Genomic DNA, 15,953 nt, shown 5'->3' with positions numbered 1-15,953 from the left:
CTGGCCGAACACGCCGGTCAGCTGACCTGGGCCACCGGCGCCGGGCGGTGCTTGATCTCCTCCATGAACGGGAACCGGGCGGTCAGCTCGGCGACCGTCATGCCGGCTCGCCAGGCCGCCGCCACCTGGACGACCTGCTTGAGGTCCATGACGTCACCGCGGGCGAGGACGTCACCCGAGACGCGAAGGTCGATCATGAAGTATCGGGCCTGCGAGCCCAGCTTCACGCAGACCACGCCCTCGTCGGAGTGCAGCTCGGCGCAGGTGAACCGGGCCCGCCCCTGCTCCGGCGCGGTCACGCGGCCGACATCGAGCCCGTGCCGCGCAGCGGTTTCGACGAGCGCGGGGGCCAGACCACCGTGCTCGACCAGATCCGGGTAGAGGCGCACACCCAGCGCCGTCGACGCCTCGCTCATGACTGACTCCCACTTCCTTGTGACAGAGACCAGCAGCGCGCAGGTTACGGAAACGTTTCCAGCACGCCTCGTCATCCTGTCCCGCGTGGACGCCCCTCGGCAATAGGAAGGGTCGATTCGACCGCTATCGAGTAACACTCGACCGCGCCGAAACTCGGTCGATGAGTCAGCGCCGTCCATCTCGGAGGAGTCGATCGATCACCGGGTGACGACCGGACCCGGCACACCGTCGCTCACTGCTCAGCATCGGGCGGTAACGGACGGTCGTGATATTGGAAACACTCTTGACAGAAAGACACTATATCGACATGCTTCGCTTTAGAGAGCGCTCTCTATCCTGGTAAACCGCCTTCACCACCCCCACGCTGAGGAGCCTCCCGTGTTCACAGCCCGGCCCAGCCTCCGCTTCCGCCCCCTCGTACTCCTGGCGGCCGCCATCCTCGCGACCACGACGGCGCTCGTCCTCCCGGCGCACCCCGACCGCGCCGAGGCCGCCATCGGCCCCATCACCTGGCAGGACGAGTTCAACTCCCCCGCCGGCACGCCCGTCGACCAGAACAAATGGCGGTTCGACATCGGCGGCGGCGGCTGGGGTAACAACGAGCGGCAGTACTACACGAACAGCACCAGCAACGCCGTGCACGACGGCCAGGGCAACCTGGTCATCACCGCCCGCCGGGACAACCCCGCCAACTACCAGTGCCACTACGGGCGCTGCGAGTACACGTCGGCGCGGTTGCTGACGGCCGCCACCTTCACCCAGACGTACGGGCGATTCGAGGCCCGGATCAAGATCCCGCGCGGTCAGGGCATCTGGCCGGCCTTCTGGATGCTCGGCACCGGCGGCGGGTGGCCCGACGCGGGCGAGATCGACGTCATGGAGAACATCGGCCGGGAGCCCAACACCGTCTACGGCACCGTGCACGGTCCCGGCTACTCCGGTGGTGGCGGCATCACCGGCAGCCGCACCCTCGGCGCGCCGCTCGCCGACACCTTCCACACCTACCGGGTGGACTGGGAACCGAACGTGATCACGTGGTACGTCGACGGGGTGCAGTACCACCGGGTCGACCCCGCCCGGCTCGGCGGCAACCGCTGGGTGTTCGACCACCCCTTCTTCATGATCCTCAACGTGGCGGTCGGCGGTAACTGGCCCGGCTACCCGGACGGCTCGACCCAGTTCCCGCAGCAGATGCTCGTCGACTACGTCCGGGTCTCCAGCTACACCTCGGGCGGGGGCGACCCGGCCCCCGGCACCAGCCGGATCAGGGGCGCGCAGAGCGGTCGCTGCATCGACATCCCCGGCGCCAACCCGGTCGAGGGCGCCAAGCTCCAGATCTGGGACTGCAACACCACGGCGGCCCAGAGCTGGACCTTCGCCTCGGACGGAACCATCCGCGCGATGGGCAAGTGCATGGACCCGGCCTGGGCCGGCACCGCCAACGGCACCGAGGTCAACCTGGTCAGCTGCAACGGCAACACCGCGCAACGCTTCACCCTCAACGCCGCCGGCGACCTGGTCAACCTCAACGCCAACAAGTGCGTGGACGTACGGGAGGCCAACCCCAACAACGGTGGCAAGCTGCACCTGTGGGACTGCCTCGGCGCCGCCAACCAGAAGTGGTCTCGCATCTGACGACACGGGCACCGACTGGTGGGCCGTCCGAGAACAGTTCGGGCGGCCCACCGCCGTACGAGGGCCTCCGCAGACCGGATTGTGCGATGAGGAGGGAGGCCGGGCCCACGCCCATTATGTTCGGATTAATCCACAATCCGGCAGTTCTGGGAGTGAGCCCATGTCGCACCACCTCGATACCCCCCTCGCGGCCCAGGGCGGTCAGCTGTACCTCAACGACCTGTTCGTCTTCAACGGCGACCGCGCCACGGTCTTCGTCATGGACGTCAACAGCTCGGTGACCAGGGCCGACATCAAGCGCGGCTTCCACGCCGAGGCGCGCTACGAGATCAAGATTCATGTCAATGGCGGCGAGCGGGAGGACCTGACCTACCGATTCGCCTTCGGCGAGCTGGACGGCGACGCCAGGCAGACCTTCCAACTGTACGAACTCACCGGCGCGGACGCCCGCGACGACGCCGCGATGGGCACCCCCGTCGCCGAAGGGCGCACCGGCGAGGTGACGGCCGGCCGCAACGTCCGGATCTGGGCCGGCCGGATCACCGACCCGTTCTTCATCGACCTCGACGAACTCGCCACCATCAACGCAGCGGTCCAGAACGGTTCGCGGGTGGACCGCTCAGCGTGGCGGGTCGACCAGGCCAAGAACAGCTTCGCCGGCACCACCGTCGAGTCGATCGTCCTGGAGGTCTCCCAGGACGAGCCACTGCTGCGCGACGGCACCGAGATCGGCGTGTGGTGTCGCACCATGCTGGCCACCGACGCCGGCGGATGGCGACAGATCAACCGCGCCGGCCACCCCATGATGTGGCCGATCTTCTGGCCCCACGACACCGACTTCTCGAACCCCGCCAACTTCCGGCACCCCGGCATCGACCTCGCCGAAGGCGGCGAGGAGATCGCGAACGCGGTCGCCGGGGTCGTCAAGGCGAACGGCACCGCGGCGGACCCGTCAGCGTACGGCTGGAGCGTCGCCCGGCAGCTCTACCCCGACCTGCTGTCGTACAAGGTCGGTACGGCCGCGAACTTCGGCTTCGCGGCCCGCAACGGGCGCGCCCTGGCGGACAACGCGCCTGAGGTGATGTTCTCCCTGGTCCTCAACACCGGCACCACGTCCGGCCTCACCGCGGAGGTCACGAAGGCCGCCCGTGCCGCCACCTTCCCGTACGTGGTCCCGGCCTGACGTTGCTCGCGAGGCTCGGCGGCCAGCACGGCACCGAACCCTTTGCCGTGCGCCACTTCCGGGATCGCCCGACAACCGGGTGACGCTCGCTCCGTTCGTCCCATTTTGGGCGGTTTACGCCACTAGTCTCGGAAGCACTTCCCAGGTTTTCCAGGACGAAGGAGACTCGATGCGTAGAAAGATTCTCGCGGGCTTGGCCGGCGTCGCCGCCGTGGTCGCGCTCGCCGGGCCCGCCGCAGCGGACACCACCGGCGAAACGATCGTGACCCTCACCGTCGACGCCGCCGGTGGTCTGTCGATCACGGTGCCGGCGACGGCGAACATCGGACACGGCGTAGAGGGCTCGACCATCAGCGGCCAGCTGGGCCCGGTCACCGTGCTGGACCAGCGCGGGTCACTCACCCCGAACTGGACCGTCAACGTCTTCTCCACCGACTTCACCACCGGCGGCGGCACCTCCGGAGAGACGATCGCGAACATCAACGTCCTGTACTGGTCCGGCAACCCGACGGCGACCGCCGGCGGCGGCACCTTCACGCCGGGTCAGCCGAACTCCGGTGACCAGGTGATCATCAACGTGCCCCGAACGGCGATGAGCCACACCGGCGGCACCGGCAACAACTTCGCCACCTGGAACCCCACCCTGGTGGTGAACGTGCCGGACGGCACCGTCCAGGGTGTCTACACGGGGACGGTGACACATCAGGTGTTCTGACCCGCTCGGCCGGCTGGTGCTGCTGGCCTCGGTCGTCCTCGTGGCGCTCGGGGTTTCGGCGGCACCAGCCGTCGCCGTGCGGGAGCAGCGACCGGACCCGGCCGAGGAAGCCGCGATCAGCATCCGCATGCTGGACATCCCGGCCAGTCGGGTCCACGATCCCCGCGCCCAGGTCTACATCGTGGATCACCTGAAGCCCGGGGCGACGATCAACCGTCGGGTCGAGGTGCAGAACACCTCCGCCGAGACGCAGAAGATCGATTTCTACGCCGGGGCCGCGTCGGTCGAGAACAACGCCTTCACCGTTCCCGGAGGACGCACGGGCAACGAACTCAGCGGGTGGATTCGGCTGAAGACCGCCACGATGGAGCTGGACCCGGGCGAGCGGCGACCGGTCGCCGTCGAGATCGCCGTGCCGGAGAAGGCCTCGAGGGGCGAGCGGTACGCAGCGATCTGGGCGCAGGTCACCAGCGCCAAGGAACGCACCGGCAACGTCACCCAGATCCACCGGGTCGGCATCCGGGTCTACCTCGACGTCGGCCCCGGTGGTGAGCCGCCGACGGACTTCCGGATCGAAGGGCTGGCCGCGGAGCCCGGCACCGGCGAGTTTCCCGTGGTCACCGCGGAGGTCACCAACACCGGTGAACGCGCACTGGACATGACCGGCACGCTGTCGTTGACCAAGACGGCGGTCCAGGCCGGACCGTTCAAGGTGACCAACGGCGTGACGATCCTGCCGGGCCAGAGCGGCCAGGTACGAATCGAGGTCAACCAGACCCTGCCCGCGGGGACCTGGGATGTGCACGCGAAGCTCGCCAGCGGCACGGTGGAGCGCACCGCGACCGGGAAGATCGTCCTGCCCGTGGCGGCGCCGATGACGGTCTCGGCCACCAGCGGGGCGAGTTGGTTGGTCTACTCGGTCGGCGGAATCGCCCTGCTGGCGCTGGTCACCCTCGGTGGCTGGTACCTGTTCCGCCAGCGACGGACCCGGCTGGCCTGACCGACGTCCCAGCCCCGAACCTGCCCGGCCGCTCCCCCACGAGCGGCCGGGCAGCGGCGTCCCACCGCACCCACCGGGTCGATCAAGGAGTTGTGGTGCCCGGCTAAACCCCATGAACGTGATTTGTCACCCACCACAACTCCATGATCGACCGGGGCGGGGCGGGGCGGGGCGGTGGGGGTTCGGTGGCACCGCTTTTTCGACGGCAAGCCCGAACACCCGGCCAACTGCCCGTCACCGACCCACGTTTCTAGATGACTGAGTGTGTGATGACTGCTGTGTAGTCGCCGACCACCACCGAGGACGGGAGAGCCACCAACACTGTGGGGTTCCAGGTGGCGGAGTTCGGGCCTCCGGACTGACCGGCCCACCGGGCGGCGGTACGCGGGGTGTTCAGCACCGCCCCGGGCTGCGGGACGAAGGATCCGGCCCCGGTGCTGGCAAGGGCGGCCCCGGAGGCGTACGTGATGTCGCTGTTGGGGATGGTCTCGCCGCCCGAGCCGGAACCCGTGGTGAAGCTCGTGCTCGCGACGACGGTGACCCAGTTTCCGGAGAACGGCCCGCGGTCGTCGGTGACGGTCACCGGGCCGAGTTGGCCCGAGACACCGGTCGTGCCCGAGGTGACGGTGCCGAGCGCGGAGACCGCCGGGACGCTGATCGAGAGCCCACCGAGCGGGGTGATGACCAGGTCGACCGGTCGGGTCGCGGACTGGTCGAACGAGTCGGTCACCCGGACGGTGAACGGGAACGTCCCGGACGCGGTGGGCGTGCCGGAGAGCAGACCGGTCACCGGGTCGAGGGTCAGCCCGGCGGGCAGGCTTCCCGCGCTGAGCGCCCAGGCGAACGGGCCCGTACCGCCAGTCACCGTCAGCTGGTACTGGTACGGGTCGTACGCCTTGCCCGGTGGGGGCGGTGGGAAGGTCAGCGTCGGCGGCGGGTTGACCGTCACCGACGCGGAGGGGGCCGACTGTGGGCCGGTGCCGCCGGCGTTCGTCGCGGCCACCCGGAAGGTGTACGTGGCGCCGGCCGTCAACCCGGTGACGATCTGGGTCGTGGCGGTCCCGCTGAAGACCCGGGGGGTCTGTGCCACGGCACCGAGGTAGGGCGTCACGGTGTAACCGGTGATCGGCGAACCTCCGTTGGCCGGGGCTGTCCAGCTCACCGTGGCGGCGGTGGTCCCCGCGGTGGCGGTGGTGTTCGTCGGCGCTCCCGGCAGGGTGTACGGGACCACCGCCGCCGAGGGTGGGCTGGTCGCCCCGGTGCCGTACGCGTTCACCGCCGCCACCCGGAAGGTGTACGACGCGCCGACGGTCAGCCCGGTCAGGGTGCGGCTGGTGGTGGAGGCGTCAAAGGTGAGGGTCGGTTGGGTGACGCCGTCTCGGATCGGGGTGATCAGGTAGCTGGTGATCGGGCTGCCGTTGCTCGCTGGCGCGGTCCAACTCACGGTGGCGCTGGTGATGCCCGCGGTCGCGGTGGGTGTGGCCGGGCTGTCCGGCGCGGACGCGTAGACGTAGTTCGCCGATCCGGTGGAGCCTCGGGTGAGCACGCTGACCGTGACCGTCGCCGGGCTGGACCGGGCGGGCATGGCGGAGATGCCGAGGGTGCCGTCCGGGTTCCCGGTGAAGCAGCCGGCGGCCGGGCCGGAGCTGCACGGCAACAGCACCACCGAAGTGCCGGCCTGCTGCTCGGCGGTCGTACCGATGGTGATCGCGGTCGCGCCGGTGAGATTGCTACCGCCGACGGTGACCGCGATGCCGCCGGAGATCGTGCTCTGCGCCGGGGTGACGGTGACGCCGGTCGGTGCGGTCGCCGGGGCGACGGGGGTGGTGCCGGTGGCAAGCCCCGGGTTCGCGTCGATCGACGACGAGGTCGCCACGGTCGCGGTCTGGATCTGCGCCGGGGTCACGCCGGTGCCGGTGACGGTCGCGACGACAGTGATGGGTGGCAGGAAGGTGCCGCCGGCGAACGGGCCGTTGCTGTTGGTGCAGGTGATGGTCTGCCCGGACGGTGCGCCGCAGACCCAGCCGGACCCGTAGGCGGCGCGCGGTACGACACCGGTGGGCGCGGTCTGGGTCACCGAGATCGGTGCCGTCTCCGTGGCCCCGGCGTCGACCCCCGCGGTGATCGAGTAGGTGACCGGGTCACCGGGTTGCGGGGAAGCCCCGACCGCGCTGGTCTGCGACACGTTCAGGTCCGGCACCGGGTTGAAGCTGACCGCGCGCGCGTTGTCGACCTCGTGGAAGTCGGTGACCGAGCCGGTCGAGCCCACCCAGCCGAAGGCGAGTTGGCGGGGGTAGCCGCTGGCGTTCAACCAGGTCGGCGACGGATACAGGCTGGGCGACACGACCGGGAGGGCGCCCTCCAGGGTCCGGGCGGACCCACCGACCGGGGTGAACCTGACCCGGTACTGACCGGCGGGAGTGGTGATGCCGGAGTCGGTGGTGTACGGGGAGGCGGTGGTGTTGATGACGACCTCGACCGGCACCACGGACGCGGCCCGGGTGCTGGCCCGCAGCGGCAGGCCGGGAGTCGACGTGCTCCCGGCGGTGCTGTTGATCGCGCAGTAGCCGACCCCGTTCCGGCCCGGCCCCCGGACCACCACCTGGCCCGGGACCCGCCCGTTGGTGGTCGAGATGTACGGCGGGTTCGTGCAGCCGGTGCCCTGGTAGGTGCTGTTGCTGAAGTTGCCGAAGACGTCCAGCCCGATGCCCAGGTAGCCGTTGGAGAGGCCGGCTGACACCCCGTTGAACGCCGCCGAGTAGCCCAGCGAGCCGCCCGACGGGCCGAGGGTCGACGGGGACCTGGGGTTGGCCGGGTCAACGGCGGCCAGTGCGAAGGCGAGGCCGTCCGCACCCGGGTTGCTGCCGCCGTACTGGTAGGTGTTGAAGGTCAGGTACAGGCCCTGCGAGGTGGGCACACTCACCGCGGCGAACACCCCGCCCTGCCGGTTGACGGTGGCGGGGGTGAGGCGCAGTTTGCCGGCGCCCTGCGGGTCGGTGGAGGTGGTGCAACTCAGCAGCGGGCCGGTGGTGGTGTTGCCGGCGGCGCTCAGGCAGGCGGCGTTGGTGCCGCCGGCGAGGGGCACGGCGGGCACCGCAACCGCGCCGATGCCGTTCGCGGTGTTGTTGTGGAACGGCTGGTCGAACAGGACGGAGCCGGCCGCCGACGCCGGGACCGGCCCGAACGCGAGAGTCCCCACGAGCACGACAAGGACCAGTGCGCCGGCACTGGTCGGACGACGCCGGCCCCACAACGACATGCCCACTCCCAGCTTTCACTTCAGTCCCGATTCGGACTATAACCCCCCAAACCGCCCATATTTTCGGTACGCGGATAACAACCAGAGGCCGACGACGCCTCGACGGAAACGGACCGACCCCCGTCGGCTCCTGCCGAAGGGGTCGGTCCGTAGAAACAAGGACGAGGGCGGTCAGCCCTCGATGTCCCGGGGATCGCGACTGCGGGGATAGGTGTTCTTCTCCCCGATCGTGCCGTCCTGCTTCTTGACCACGTGTTCGACGCCCCGGTCGGCCGCCATCTCGCGGCCCTGGGCCTGCGCGTCGGCCTTCACCTCATGCGTGCTGCTGGCCCGCTCGTTGCCTTCCGGCTTGTTCTTCCACTGCCCGTCCTCGCGGTACGTGTCGACGTCACCCTTGGCCATGGCCGGCTCCTCCCTGCGACCGAAACTGTTGCCCGAATCAGTGCCCCGGGACGCGGCGGGCAAACCGCCGCCCTCAGGAGACGGCCGGACAGTTGTTGCTCACCCGCCGAAGGATCTGTTCACGGTCGTCGGTGGTGATCCCCGACGGCTCACCGTCGAAGTAGGTCTCGACCTTCTCCCAGCCGCGCCGCTGCTCGTAGTGCAGGTGCGGGGCACCGGAGTTGCCGGTGCTGCCGAGTTTCCCGATCTGCTCACCCTGGGCGACCTTCTGACCCACAGCGACCAGCGGTGGTTCGAGCAGGTGCAGATACTGCGTCTCCCACTTGCCGCCGTGATCGATCTTCACCCAGTAACCGCCGCCGCGCCCGCGTGGACCCTCCGGGTTCTCCGGGGTACGACCACCGAGCGACCCGTTGATGCCGGCCACGGTGACCGTCCCGGCATAGGACGCGAGGACCGGACGCCCCCACGCCTCGCCCTCGATGGGGAAGAAGTCGACGTCGTAGTCGTCGTGGCCGGGATAGGTGCTGAGCTGCCAGGTCTCGCCGCAGGCGACGGGCATCTGGAACAGCGGGCGCGGACCCGCCGGTCGCAGCATCGGCACCACGACCAACGCGACGCCGAGGACGGCTGCCGCAGCGACGAGCGCGAGGAGAACGAGGAGAATTCGGCTTCGCGGGCGGCGGTGGGTGCGGGCTCTGGCGGGGCGGCCGGTCGTCACCGGCCCGAGCATGACAGACGCCGACAACGTCGCGGCTCCGGGTCGCCCCCAGTTCGTTCCCGAATCGGATACATTGCAGTCGCATCGTAAACGAGCTACGGTCGACCGCAATGCAGTCGTATTGCAACGAGAGTGGGCTCCCCGATGCGCGTGATCCCGTTGTCCGAGGTGACCACCGAGATGCTCGGCCTGGTCGGCGGCAAGGCCGCCGGGCTGGGCGAGCTGATCCGGCGGGGTGAACGGGTCCCCGAGGGCTTCTGCGTCACCACCGAGGCGCACCGGCTCGGCGTGATACCCACCGCCGAGGTCGCCGCCGCCTACGAGCGGCTCGGGGCGGGCCCGGTCACCGTACGCTCCAGCGCCACCGCTGAGGACCTGCCCGACGCGAGCTTCGCCGGACAGCAGGACACAGTGCTCGACGTGGTCGGCACCACCCAGCTGATCGCCGCCATCGAGAAGTGCTGGGATTCGCTGCACAGCGACCGCGCCACCGCCTACCGCGACGCCCGCCAGATCGACCACCGGCAGGTGGGGATGGCCGTCGTGGTGCAACGCATGATCACGCCCCGGGCGGCCGGGGTGCTTTTCACAGCGAACCCGCTCACCGGACGTCGCGACGAGATGGCTGTGGATGCGGCTCCGGGTGTCGGCACGACAGTGGTGGACGGCGCGGCGACAGTGGACCACTACGTCCTCGACGGTGTCGCCCGGGACGACACCGGATGCCTGACGTCCGCGCACCTGGCCGACCTGCGCGCCACCGGCGAGCGACTCCAGGCCCACTTCGGCTGCCCGCAGGACATCGAATGGGCGATCGACGCGCACGACGTCCAGTGGCTCCTCCAGTCCCGGCCGATCACCAGCCTGTTTCCACAGCCGCCCGCCACCGACAAACCTCTCACCCGCGTCTACCTGGAGTTCGGTCACGTCCAGGGCATGCGGCAACCGGTCACCCCGATGGGCATGTCGACCCTGCGGACACAGATCGCCGCCATGCTGGCGTCGCTGGGGGTGCGGGTCGAGATCGTCGACATCGGTGGCCGGCTCTACGGTGACCTGACGGACCTGGCTCGGGACCGGTCGTCCCGCAAGCGGCTGGTCAAGCTCCTGGCTGTCGACTTCGGGCCACGCGCCCAGGCGGTGATGCAGCACGTGCTGGCCGATCCCCGCTTCGCCCCGACCAGCGGCAGCGCCCGGCGCGGCGGAGCGCCGACGGCCGCGTCGCTGCGGACGGCCCGGCGGGCGGTGGTGGGGATCCTGCGGTCCCTGGCCCGTCCCGACACCGCGCGGACCCGGATGTTCGAGGCGATCGAGCAGATGAGGACACGATCGGCCGCCCCGGCCGACCTGAGTTCCGCCGCCGACCGGCTGCGCTTCGTGCAGGCACGGGACGCCGACGCCGACGCCGACGACACCGCCGACGCGATCATGTGGCCGATCGTCGCGGGGATGCTCGCCGCCGCGCTGCCGGCCGCGCTACTCAAGGGCATCGCCGGCCCGGACGAGATCCACACCGTGCTGGGCGGCATGCCGCACAACGTCACCATCGAGATGGACCTGGCACTGTGGCGGCTCGCCCAGAGCGCGGGCGACCACCGTCAACTCCTCCTCGACACACCGCCGGCCGAGCTGGCCGCGCGCCACCTGCGCGGAACCCTGCCCGACATCGGCATGACCGCCTTCCTGGACGTCTACGGCCACCGGGGCGTCGCCGAGGTCGACCTCGGCGTACCGCGCTGGGAGGAAGACCCCACTCCGGTCTTCGCGGCGGTCGCGAACTACCTCCGGGTCACCGATCCACAGCAGGGCCCCGACCGACGCTTCCAACGGGCCGCCTCCGCAGCGGAGACAGCTCTGGAGGAGCTGACCCGGCGGGTCCGCCGCCGGCGGCCGGTGCGGGGCACCATCGCCGCCTTCCTGCTGCGCCGGGCACGGTCCCTGGCCGGCCTGCGCGAGGCCGGCAAGTTCGCCGGGCTCTACCCCCTGCGCGAGACGCGCCGTCAACTGCTGCTCGTCGGCGCCGACCTGCACGACTCCGGGTTGCTGGACGAGCCCGACGACATCATGTTCCTGACTCTCGACGAGGTGCACAGCGCCGTACACCAGGGGGTTGATCCGCGTGCAACAGTCACCGCCCGACGGGCCGTGCACCGGCGGGAACTACGGCGCGCGGCGGTGCCCGTGGCGCTGCTCTCCGACGGCACGGACGTCGAGGCCGTCCTGCCGGCTGCGCCCGCCGGCGACGGGACGCTGACCGGCGTGGGCGCGTCGGCGGGCCGGGTGACCGGCCCAGCCCGGGTCGTCCACGACCCGCGTACCGCGCACATCGAGCCCGGCGACGTCCTGGTGGCCGCGACCACCGACCCCGGCTGGACGCCGCTGTTCCTCACCGCCGCGGCGCTGGTCACCGAGACCGGCGCGATCATGGCGCACGGCCCGACGGTGGCCCGTGAGTACGGCATCCCCGCCGTCATCTGCGTTCCCGACGCCACCCGGACGATCCGCACGGGGCAGGTCGTCACCGTGGACGGTGCCGCCGGCACCGTCACGCCCCACTGACCGTCGACAGCCACCGAGAAGGACGACAATGAGCGACACGAAGGCCCCGACCAGGGCACGGGTGGGCCCGCTACTGCGCCGCGCGGCGCGGGCCGAGGCCGCGACCTGGCGCAGCCTGTACCTGTGGGCGCGCCGCCGCCCACTACCGCTGGAGCCCGGCGAAGAGCCGTTCGGTTACCTCGGCGTGGTCAAGCCGATCCTGGGCATCTTCATCGGTCTCTCGGCCGTGGAAATCCCGATCTTCGACGTCGTGGTCACCCACGTGGTGCCCTGGCGGCCCGCCCGCTGGATCGTGCTCGGCCTCGGCACCTGGGGTCTGCTCTGGATGATCGGCCTGTTCGCCAGCATGACCATCCACCCCCACCTCGTCGGCGACCGTGGCCTGCGGGTGCGGCTCAACTCGGGCATCGACATCTTCATCCCGTGGACGGACGTCGAGGCGCTGCGCAAGCGCTACCGCTCGCTGCCGTCGAGCCGGTCCGTGCAGGTCGAGCAGGAAGGCGACCGTCGGGTGGTGTCCATCTCGGTCGGCAGCCAGACCAGCATCGACGTCCTGTTGCGCCGGCCGCTGACCTTCGACCTGCCCAGGGGCGGGTCCGTGCCGACCAACGAGCTGCGACTGTACGCCGACGACCCGGACGGCCTGCTGCGCAGCGCCCGGGGCACCCCCACGAGCATCACCGTCAGCCGGTGACCGCCGCCGCTGGCGGCGTCACCGGGCCTAGCACTGTGAAACGATCGAGGCCATGCCCAAGAAGGTCGATCATCAGGAGCGACGCACCCTCATCGCGGACGCGTTGATGCGGGTCGCCGCGGCCCAGGGGCTGGAGGCCGTCAGCCTCCGACACGTCGCCGCCGCGGCCGGGGTGTCCGCCGGCATGGTCCAGCACTACTTCCGGACCAAGGACGAGATGATGGCGTTCGCGTTGAGCGTGGTGCGCGAGCGCAGCCAGGCCCGGGTCACCGACGCGGTGGCCCGGCTGGGCGACAACCCCCCGCCTCGGCGGCTGCTGCGTACGATGCTCGCCGCGCTGCTGCCGCTGGACGAGCGCACCCGCGACGACGGGCGGGTGGCGCTCGCGTTCCTCGCCTACACGGCGGTACGACCGTCGGCCGCGCCCCGCCTGCACGAGGACACCGCGCAGTTCACCGGGTTCATCGCCGGCCTCCTGCCCGACCGCCACGGCTCCGCCGCGGCAGCGGGCCTGCTGGCCCTGATGGAAGGGCTCGGTGTCTACCTGCTGGGCGGGCAGTACACCACCGCGCAGGCGCTCGACGCGCTCGACGCCCACCTCGACCTGCTCTTCGGCGCGTCGTCGGCCGCCTGAGCGGCAGTGGTCGTACCGGGCCGGCCCTCAGCAGCGCGGCACGTTCGGGATGTACCCGTCGTAGCCGGTCAGCACGTAGGCGTCGGAGACGTAGCGGTTGGTGCCGATCCGGTTCCAGACGGCCGTCGTGCCGTACGGGCCGGTGACCGTGCTGCCGACGGCCTGGCAGTAGACGGCGACGGTGACGCCGTCGGCGACCGAGCCGACAACCGGGTAGCTGACACCGGGGCCGGAGCGCACGTTGAGGCTGGACGCCGTGGCGATCACCGTGCCGGAGCCGATGCCGGTGATCCCGTTCACCAACTGCATGTAGTAGGTCCAGTTCCAGTTCGGGCCCGGGTCGGTGTGGGTGGCACCGGGCACCTCGTGGTGGGCGATGATGTGCGCCCGGTCCTTCGGGATGCCGTACCTGGTGGTGAGGCTGCGGGTGAGCGCGGCCGAGGCGCGGTACATCGCGTCGGTGAGCCAAGCGGGATTGTCGACGTACCCCTCGTGCTCGATGCCGATCGACTGGGTGTTGTAGGTCCAGTTGCCGGCGTGCCAGGCGATGTCCTTCTCCCGCACCGACTGGGTGACGGCTCCGTCGGAGGAGCGGAAGGTGTAGTGCGCGCTGGCCTGGGCGGCCGGGTTCTGGAACCAGCCGACGGTGCCGGAGTATGAGCCCTGCGCGGTGTGGATGACGATGCGGGTGACCGGGTGGCTGCCCGGTCGACTGGCCACCGTGTAGTTGCTGGTGCTGGCCGGCGTCCAGACGGCCGGCCCGTAGTCGGTGCTGAGCGTGCCGACCCCGCCGGGGTGCTCCAGAGCGCCTCGGCGCGGCGCGACCGGTCGGCCCGGCACCGTCTCGCCGCGCCCGGTGAACCCGGCACGCAGCAGGTCGTAGACGCTGTCCGCGTAGAGCCGCGCCACCGACGGGTCGTGCGCGCCACCGTAGCGGGCCAGCGCCGGGTGCCAGGCGTTCACGTCGTCGCGGTCCGCGCCGGTGCGGCCGGCCTGATCGGCGTACGCGCGCAGCACGGCCGCCGCCCCGAGGACGTTCGCTGTCGCGTCGGTGCGCAGCGCGGCGGGACTGAGCCGGGTGAGCGTGGCGGCTTCGTCCAGGGTGTGCACCTCGGGGTTGCTCGTCAGGTGCATCAGCCCGTACCCACCGGCCGCGCTCGGCGCGCCGCCGTGCATGTCCAGCCGCGACTCGGCGTACCCGAGCGCCACCAGCAGGTCGCGCGGAACGTCGTAGCGGGCGGCGGCGGTGTCGAACGCGACGGCCAACGGGGCGGCCGGCGCTGGCGTGCGATCGGGGTCGGCGATGGCGGGTGACGCGACCGCGACGACTCCGGTCAGGGCGGTGGTCAGGGCGAGCAGGAAGCGGCTTCGGTGGGAGGTTGGAGCGGACATCAGCACTCCTCGCGGTGACGGAGGTGGGCGGCGCGGGGCCGCCCACCTCGGGGTCGGGCTCGTCAGCACCAGCCGTTGACCGGCCCGTTCACACCTGTCGACAGGTAGGCGTCGGACACCCAACTGCCGTCGCTCAACCGGTTCCAGAGCGCCGTGGTGCCGTACCGGCCGGTGTGCGAGGTGCCGTTGGCGGAGCAGGAGATGGTGACGGTGGCGCCGTCGGCGACCGAGCCGAGCGAGCCGTAGCCGGTTCCCGGGCCGGCCCGTCGGGTGAGCACACCGCCGCCGTTCGCATCGACCACTCCCTGGTTGAAGCCGAGCGCGCCGTAGTTGTAAAGACCGCCACCGGCGCCGGCCCAGGCCGAGCCGTGCCGCGCCCCGCCCTGGTACGCGGCGGCGCCGTTGGCCAGCACCCACTTGCCGATGTCGTGCCCGGCGATCGGCACGTACGCGCTGTTCTGCCGGAGCCCGAAGTGGACGTGCCGACCGTAGGCGGCGCCGCCGCAGGTGACGTCGGTGCCGGTGTTACCCAGGACGGCGCCCTGGCCGACGCTGGCGCCGTTGACGGAGATGCTGTTCCACAGGTGGTAGTAGTCGGTCGAGTAGCCCCGGTCGTGGATCACCCGGATCCACCCCTGGCACATCGTGTACGCCGCGCCGGCCCGGGCGGCGCGGACCACCTGGTCGCCGCCGGCCAGGTCGACCGAGCTGTACGGTGATTCGGTTCCACCCCAGCCGTGCGGGCCGCTGGTGAGCGTCCACGTCTGGCCCACGCCGAACGGCAGGGCCATCCCGGTCCGGTAGTCGCCGCCCGCGTACATCGGGGTCGGGGTGGTGGTGAGCACGTCCCTCTCCTGCGCGGTCGGCAGTGGCGACTCGGCGGCCAGGATGCCGAAGGCGGTCTCGCCGTCGAAGGCGATCCGCCACCCGGCGGGCTCGGACCGGGCGATGAAGATCGACCCGGTCGGGTGGGCGTCCTCCTGCCGGGGCGCGAGGGCGACGGCGGTGCCGAACGCCCACCGGCCGCTGGTGCGGCTGACGGTGACCCGGGTTTCCGGTCGCGCGCCGGCCGCGGACAGTTCGGCGGAGCCGAGCAGCTTGGCGGTCACCGCGGCGGTGAGCGCCGGGGTGACGGCCGAAGCGGCGCTGGGCGCGGCCCCGATCAGGCTCGTGACCATCAACAGGGCCGCGGCTGCGCCGCCGACCAGTCGTCGACCGTGTCTCATCGTGGCCTCACTTTCGCATGGGTTCGCGGGCGTCGGGTTCCGACACGGGGTGCCTCTCACCGGGTGACAATCGAAAGGCAAACGTCGATATTGACGAAGATTGTTGTGTAGCAAAT

Annotated in this window: 13 protein-coding genes; 7 read left to right on the top strand and 6 right to left on the bottom strand. The window is 70.8% G+C overall.

Features of this window, described 5'->3' with window-relative positions:
* Nucleotides 1–17: 17 nt before the first annotated feature.
* The gene (locus tag EV382_RS02610; RefSeq protein WP_130400048.1) at nucleotides 18–416 is read right to left on the bottom strand and encodes a hypothetical protein; all 399 of its coding nucleotides are present in this window, start codon (nucleotides 414–416) and stop codon (nucleotides 18–20) included.
* A 379-nt stretch (nucleotides 417–795) separates the two neighbouring features.
* Here EV382_RS02610 and EV382_RS02605 point away from each other — a divergent pair, with 379 nt between their 5' ends.
* From EV382_RS02605 to EV382_RS02590, 4 genes are all read left to right on the top strand, one after another.
* Nucleotides 796–2,052, top strand: a complete 1,257-nt coding sequence (locus tag EV382_RS02605; protein WP_208758297.1) for a glycoside hydrolase family 16 protein — start codon at nucleotides 796–798, stop codon at nucleotides 2,050–2,052.
* A 160-nt stretch (nucleotides 2,053–2,212) separates the two neighbouring features.
* The gene (locus tag EV382_RS02600; protein WP_130400047.1) at nucleotides 2,213–3,235 is read left to right on the top strand and encodes a DUF4331 family protein; all 1,023 of its coding nucleotides are present in this window, start codon (nucleotides 2,213–2,215) and stop codon (nucleotides 3,233–3,235) included.
* 169 nt (nucleotides 3,236–3,404) lie between these two features.
* A complete protein-coding gene (locus tag EV382_RS02595; RefSeq protein ID WP_130400046.1) occupies nucleotides 3,405–3,950 on the top strand; it encodes a hypothetical protein in 546 nt (181 codons plus the stop codon).
* A gap of 40 nt (nucleotides 3,951–3,990) precedes the next feature.
* Entirely contained in the window at nucleotides 3,991–4,950 is a 960-nt protein-coding gene (locus EV382_RS02590) for a COG1361 family protein (RefSeq protein WP_130400045.1), read from the top strand.
* 250 nt (nucleotides 4,951–5,200) lie between these two features.
* On the opposite strand, the gene EV382_RS02585 is transcribed toward EV382_RS02590, so the two are convergent.
* The 3 genes from EV382_RS02585 to EV382_RS02575 form a co-directional block, all read right to left on the bottom strand.
* Nucleotides 5,201–8,209, bottom strand: coding sequence for a fibronectin type III domain-containing protein (locus tag EV382_RS02585; protein ID WP_130400044.1), 3,009 nt, complete (start codon nucleotides 8,207–8,209; stop codon nucleotides 5,201–5,203).
* 171 nt (nucleotides 8,210–8,380) lie between these two features.
* Nucleotides 8,381–8,611, bottom strand: coding sequence for a DUF2188 domain-containing protein (locus EV382_RS02580; protein WP_130400043.1), 231 nt, complete (start codon nucleotides 8,609–8,611; stop codon nucleotides 8,381–8,383).
* A gap of 73 nt (nucleotides 8,612–8,684) precedes the next feature.
* Nucleotides 8,685–9,332, bottom strand: a complete 648-nt coding sequence (locus EV382_RS02575; protein WP_244236513.1) for a M23 family metallopeptidase — start codon at nucleotides 9,330–9,332, stop codon at nucleotides 8,685–8,687.
* A gap of 144 nt (nucleotides 9,333–9,476) precedes the next feature.
* Between EV382_RS02575 and EV382_RS02570 the strand changes: the two genes are divergently transcribed.
* The 3 genes from EV382_RS02570 to EV382_RS02560 are packed head-to-tail and all read left to right on the top strand — an operon-like array spanning nucleotide 9,477 to nucleotide 13,219.
* Nucleotides 9,477–11,891: a PEP/pyruvate-binding domain-containing protein gene (locus EV382_RS02570; RefSeq protein ID WP_130400042.1), complete on the top strand. Its 2,415-nt coding sequence runs from the start codon at nucleotides 9,477–9,479 to the stop codon at nucleotides 11,889–11,891.
* A 28-nt stretch (nucleotides 11,892–11,919) separates the two neighbouring features.
* Entirely contained in the window at nucleotides 11,920–12,585 is a 666-nt protein-coding gene (locus EV382_RS02565) for a hypothetical protein (protein WP_130400041.1), read from the top strand.
* A gap of 52 nt (nucleotides 12,586–12,637) precedes the next feature.
* Nucleotides 12,638–13,219 carry a TetR/AcrR family transcriptional regulator gene (locus EV382_RS02560; protein WP_130400040.1) on the top strand — a complete coding sequence of 194 codons (582 nt, stop codon included), beginning with the start codon at nucleotides 12,638–12,640 and terminating at the stop codon, nucleotides 13,217–13,219.
* A gap of 27 nt (nucleotides 13,220–13,246) precedes the next feature.
* On the opposite strand, the gene EV382_RS02555 is transcribed toward EV382_RS02560, so the two are convergent.
* Both EV382_RS02555 and EV382_RS02550 read right to left on the bottom strand, forming a co-directional pair.
* Nucleotides 13,247–14,611, bottom strand: coding sequence for an N-acetylmuramoyl-L-alanine amidase (locus EV382_RS02555; RefSeq protein WP_130400039.1), 1,365 nt, complete (start codon nucleotides 14,609–14,611; stop codon nucleotides 13,247–13,249).
* Between the two features lie 62 nt (nucleotides 14,612–14,673).
* The gene (locus tag EV382_RS02550; protein WP_244236512.1) at nucleotides 14,674–15,837 is read right to left on the bottom strand and encodes a peptidoglycan DD-metalloendopeptidase family protein; all 1,164 of its coding nucleotides are present in this window, start codon (nucleotides 15,835–15,837) and stop codon (nucleotides 14,674–14,676) included.
* Nucleotides 15,838–15,953 lie beyond the last annotated feature (116 nt).

It is taken from the genome of Micromonospora violae, from assembly GCF_004217135.1.
In the GTDB taxonomy this organism is placed as follows: Bacteria; Actinomycetota; Actinomycetes; order Mycobacteriales; family Micromonosporaceae; genus Micromonospora; species Micromonospora violae.
Note: the sequence above shows the minus strand (reverse complement) of the source record. Positions and strands in the feature narration are given on the sequence as shown.